Origin of the sequence: Mesorhizobium sp. M4A.F.Ca.ET.020.02.1.1 (assembly GCF_004022645.1) — a bacterium.
Taxonomy (GTDB): domain Bacteria; phylum Pseudomonadota; class Alphaproteobacteria; order Rhizobiales; family Rhizobiaceae; genus Mesorhizobium.
In genome coordinates this window covers 1-5201 of sequence record NZ_RZOI01000438.1, presented here as the reverse complement: position 1 = coordinate 5201, position 5201 = coordinate 1, and the positions used below count along the sequence as shown (strand labels likewise).

Genomic DNA, 5201 nt, shown 5'->3' with positions numbered 1-5201 from the left:
GGACCCAGCCAGTGGAACTCGCCATTGGCATTCATCTGATAGTTGTAGCCTTGCGGCGCGGTGCCGAAAGTGACCGGGCCGCTATAGACATTGCCCTTGATGGTGATGTCGCCGAGGTTGAGGAAGGCGCCGAGCAGGTAGACCTCGCAATGGTAGATCCCGTCGGGCATCTTGCCGTCGGTGAAGTCGGCGCGGGCTGCTCCGGTTGCGGCAAGCAATAGCAAGATGCTGAAAATGCTGGAGATACGGGAGGTCATGGCATCGCTCGGTTCGAAGCTGACCTTGCCCTATTTCCCCGCTGCACCGCAACCTGCCGCGTGCCGCAATTCGACGCGCCAGGCTCAAAAAGTGGGCATGGATCCCATTTGGGCAAAATATAGGCAGCATTGCGCGATTTTGCCTCATTTGAACGATCCGGACTTCGTTACATGTTGGGCAGCTAATATTGTAACTCGCTGATAAGGCTCGGATATCCGGCTGTCTTGCCCGCTTTTCCTGGATTGGCATGGTGGTTGCATAGCTCTGTTGCGACGCAAAACAACCAGAATGGGAGTGTGCAATATGAGGGGTAACTTCTCGACAATAACAAAAATGTTTTCGGCTGGCGTGCTCGCCGCCGGTCTTCTGACGGCGCCTGCAAAGGCGGCCGACGACACGATCAAGGTCGGCATCCTCCATTCGCTGTCGGGGACCATGGCGATTTCGGAGACGACGCTGAAGGACGTCATGCTGATGCTGATTGAGGAGCAGAACGCCAAGGGCGGCCTGCTCGGCAAGAAGCTCGAGGCCGTCGTCGTCGATCCGGCGTCCAACTGGCCGCTGTTCGCCGAAAAGGCGCGCGAGCTGATCTCCAAGGACAAGGTCGCGGCCGTGTTCGGCTGCTGGACCTCGGTGTCGCGCAAGTCGGTGCTGCCGGTGTTCTCGGAACTCGACAACATCCTGTTCTATCCGGTCCAGTATGAGGGCGAGGAGAGCGAGCGCAACGTCTTCTACACCGGTGCCGCTCCAAACCAGCAGGCCATCCCGGCCGTCGACTACCTGATGAGCGAGGACGGCGGCTCGGTGAAGCGCTGGGTGCTTGAAGGCACCGACTACGTCTATCCGCGCACCACCAACAAAATCCTCGAAGCTTATCTGAAGGCGAAGGGCGTGCCGGCCGAGGACATCATGGTCAACTACACGCCGTTCGGCTTCTCCGACTGGCAGACCGAGGTCTCGGCGATCAAGAAGTTCGGCTCGGCCGGCAAGAAGACGGCCGTCGTCTCGACCGTCAACGGCGACGCCAACGTGCCCTTCTACAAGGAGCTCGGCAACCAGGGCATCAAGGCCGAGGACATCCCGGTCATGGCCTTCTCGGTCGGCGAGGAAGAGCTGGCCGGCCTCGACACCGGTCCGCTGGTAGGCCATCTCGCCGCCTGGAACTATTTCGAGAGCGTCGACACGCCCGAGAACAAGAAGTTCATCGACGACTGGCACAAGTTCATCAAGAACGACAAGCGCACCACCAACGACCCGATGGAAGCCCACTATATCGGCTTCAATATGTGGGTGAAGGCGGTCGAGAAGGCCGGCACCACCGATCCGGACAAGGTCATCGACGCTATGGTCGGCGTCTCGGTGCCGAACCTGACCGGCGGCTATTCGACCATGATGCCGAACCATCACATCACCAAGCCGGTGCTGATCGGCGAGATCCAGGCCGACGGCCAGTTCGAGACCGTCTCGCAGACGCCGGGCCTGGTGATGGGCGACGAATGGTCCGACTTCCTGCCTGACTCCAAGGACCTGATCTCGGATTGGCGCGCGCCTCTGTCCTGCGGCAACTTCAACGTTGCCACTGGCAAGTGCGGCGGCAAGGGAACCAACTGATCCTCCCGGGTCTGATCGGTCGTGGTTCTCTCCACGGCCAGGACCGCGAAGCGTCCGGGCGAACTCCTCCTCCAGTCCGCCCGGACGCGCAATTCCAGCCCCAGACGAGTATCTGAACGGATGATCCTGTTGCGCGCTCTCGGCCTCACGCTGTTGTTTCTGATGGCAAGTTTGTTGCCGTCGAACGCCGAAGCCGACCTGCGCGCCATCATCGCCAAATTCGCCACCGGCACCAGCTTCTCGGCCACCGAGGCCGTGGTGCGCGAGCTTGCCGCCACCGGCGACCCTGCGGTCGAGCTGCCGCTTTCGGCGCTCGCCGACGGCAATCTCTACATCCGCAAGGCCGACTCCCAGGTCTTCGTCGGCAAGGACGCCGGCGACGGCATCGACCTGCTCGATCCTCTGAGCGGCGAGAAATCAGCAACTGCCGCCAAGGCCGACCTCACCAAGATCAAGGTCAACAACAGCTTGCGCCGCGTCATCCGCGACGCGCTCGGCACGCTGACGCTGCGCGCCAAGGACCCGGCCGTGCGGATTGCAGCCGCCGCGACCATGTTCAAGACGCCGGACGCGGCGAACATCGAACCGCTCGATGCCGCCATCACCGCCGAGACGGAACCGGCCGTCATGGCGCTGTTCGATCAGGCCCGCGCGGCATCGGTTCTGGTTTCGGACAAGCCCGAGGCCGACAAGCTTGCCGCGATCTCGGTGATTGCCGCGCGCGGCGACCGCGACGCGCTATCGCTGCTCACCTCGGTCGAGGCGAGTTCCGGAGGCGCGGTCAAGGACGCGGCCTCATCCGCGATCGGCGCCATCAATTCAACGCTGGCGCTGTGGGATGCAGGCCAGAACATCTGGTACGGCATTTCTCTAGGTTCGGTGCTGCTGCTCGCGGCCATCGGCCTTGCCATCACCTTCGGCGTCATGGGCATCATCAACATGGCACATGGCGAGATGGTCATGCTCGGCGCCTACACCACCTTCGTCGTCCAGCAGGTGATCCGCACGTCCTTTCCGGAACTGTTCGACTGGTCGCTGGTCATCGCGCTGCCGCTCGCTTTCCTGGTCGCAGCGCTCGTCGGCCTCGCCATCGAGCGCGGCGTCATCCGCCTCCTCTATGGCCGGCCGCTGGAAACGCTTCTGGCCACCTGGGGCATCTCGCTGATTTTGCAGCAGGCCGTGCGCACCATCTTCGGGCCGACCAACCAGGAGGTCGGCAATCCATCCTGGATGTCGGGCTCGTTCGACGTCGGCCAACTGGCCATCACCTGGAACAGGCTGTGGATCCTGGTCTTCGCGCTCCTGGTGTTTGGCGTGCTGCTCTACGTCATGAAGCATACACCCTGGGGCCTGCGCATGCGCGCCGTCACCGCCAACCGCCGCATGGCCGCTTCCATGGGCATCAGGACGCCCTGGGTCGACGCGCTGACCTTCGCGCTCGGCTCCGGCATTGCCGGCATCGCCGGTGTCGCGCTCAGCCAGATCGACAACGTCTCGCCCAATCTCGGACGCGGCTACATCATCGACAGCTTCATGGTCGTCGTCTTCGGCGGTGTCGGCAATCTGTGGGGTACGCTGGTCGGCGGCTTCTCGCTCGGCATCGTCAACAAGTTCCTCGAACCCTATGCCGGCGCCGTGCTCGGCAAGATCGTAGTGCTGGTGCTGATCATCCTGTTCATCCAGAAGCGTCCGCGCGGCCTGTTCGCGCTGAAGGGCCGGGCGGTGGAAGCATGATCACGCAACGCTTCTTCGGCGCCGATCGCCGCATCGCCAGCACCGTTCTCATCCTGTTCGCGGCGGCGATCATCGTGCCGCTGCTCAATCTCGCGGTGTCGCCGTCGAGCGCGTTCTACATTCCGCCTTACATCGTAGCGCTGGTTGGCAAATATCTCTGCTATGCGCTGCTCGCGCTCGCGCTCGACCTCGTCTGGGGCTATTGCGGCATCCTCTCGCTCGGTCACGGCGCCTTCTTCGCGCTCGGCGGCTATGCGATGGGCATGTACCTGATGCGCCAGATCGGCTCGCGCGGCGTCTACGGCAATCCTATCCTGCCGGACTTCATGGTGTTCCTGAACTACAAGGAACTGCCGTGGTTCTGGTACGGTTTCGACCATTTCTGGTTCGCAGCAACGATGGTGCTGGCCGTGCCAGGCCTGCTCGCCTTCGTCTTCGGCTGGTTCGCCTTCCGCAGCCGCGTCACCGGCGTCTATCTGTCGATCATCACCCAGGCGATGACCTATGCGCTGCTGCTCGCCTTCTTCCGCAACGACATGGGTTTCGGCGGCAACAACGGCCTGACCGACTTCAAGGACATTCTCGGATTCAACGTGCAGGCCGACGCAACGCGCTCGGCGCTGTTCGCAGCCAGTGCCGTGACCCTGGCGCTTGCCGTTCTCCTGACCTCGGCGATCGTGCGCTCGAAGTACGGCAAGCTCCTGATGGCGGTGCGCGACGCCGAAAGCCGCACCCGCTTCCTTGGCTGGCGCGCCGAGAACGTCAAGCTGTTCGCCTTCACCGTTTCGGCGATCTTGGCCGGCATCGCCGGCGCGCTTTACGTGCCGCAAGTCGGCATCATCAATCCCGGCGAGTTCGAGCCGTCCAACTCGATCGAGGTGGTGATCTGGGCGGCCGTCGGGGGGCGTGGCACCATTGTCGGCCCGATCGTCGGCGCACTGCTCGTCAATGCTGGAAAATCCTGGTTCACCGGCGTGCTGCCGGAATTCTGGCTGTTCGCGCTGGGCGGCCTGTTCGTGGCCGTAACCTTGTTGCTGCCCAGGGGCATCGTCGGCATGTGGGACAGCTGGCGCAGCAAGGCCAGGGCGTTGCGCACAGCCTCGCTCGCGGCGGATTCCGGCAGCGATCCGCAAGAGCCGCAGCCGAAGATCGTGCGCTCGGCGGCGAGGACGCCCGGTGCCTGGTCCGCCGCCAACCCTGAACCGCAGCCGGCGGAGTAGAGCGATGTCGAAGTCGAACACAATCCTCTATCTCGATGGCGTCTCGGTCTCCTTCGACGGTTTCCGCGCCATCAACAATCTGTCGCTGGTGCTCGACAAGGGCGAGATGCGGGCGATCATCGGCCCCAACGGCGCCGGCAAGACGACGATGATGGACATTGTCACCGGCAAGACGCGGCCGGACGAAGGCGAGGTCTTTTTCGACGGTCAGGTCGATCTCACCCGGCACGACGAGGCCGAGATCGCCATGATGGGCATCGGCCGGAAATTCCAGAAGCCCACCGTCTTCGAAAGCCACACGATCGAGGAGAATCTGATGCTGGCCCTCAACGCGCCTCGCTCGATCTTCCCGCCGCTGCTCCATCGCCGCTCTGCAGC

General features: G+C 63.1%; 5 protein-coding genes. 4 read left to right on the top strand and 1 reads right to left on the bottom strand.

Annotated elements, in window-relative coordinates; translation table 11 throughout:
- Nucleotides 1-257 (bottom strand): hypothetical protein (locus tag EN742_RS23435; RefSeq protein ID WP_128333333.1); only part of this gene is annotated, 257 nt, incomplete at its 3' end.
- Between the two features lie 304 nt (nucleotides 258-561).
- On the opposite strand from EN742_RS23435, the gene urtA reads away from it, so the two are divergent.
- From urtA to EN742_RS23415, 4 genes are all read left to right on the top strand, one after another.
- The gene (gene urtA / locus EN742_RS23430) at nucleotides 562-1869 is read left to right on the top strand and encodes an urea ABC transporter substrate-binding protein (protein WP_126054763.1); all 1308 of its coding nucleotides are present in this window, start codon (nucleotides 562-564) and stop codon (nucleotides 1867-1869) included.
- 120 nt (nucleotides 1870-1989) lie between these two features.
- Nucleotides 1990-3603, top strand: coding sequence for an urea ABC transporter permease subunit UrtB (gene urtB, locus EN742_RS23425; protein WP_128333332.1), 1614 nt, complete (start codon nucleotides 1990-1992; stop codon nucleotides 3601-3603).
- A complete protein-coding gene (gene urtC / locus EN742_RS23420; protein ID WP_127421521.1) occupies nucleotides 3600-4823 on the top strand; it encodes an urea ABC transporter permease subunit UrtC in 1224 nt (407 codons plus the stop codon). Before urtB ends, urtC begins: the two co-directional genes overlap by 4 nt.
- Nucleotides 4824-4827: 4 nt before the next feature.
- A partial coding sequence (locus tag EN742_RS23415; protein WP_128333331.1) for an ATP-binding cassette domain-containing protein occupies nucleotides 4828-5201 on the top strand: 374 nt, incomplete at its 3' end.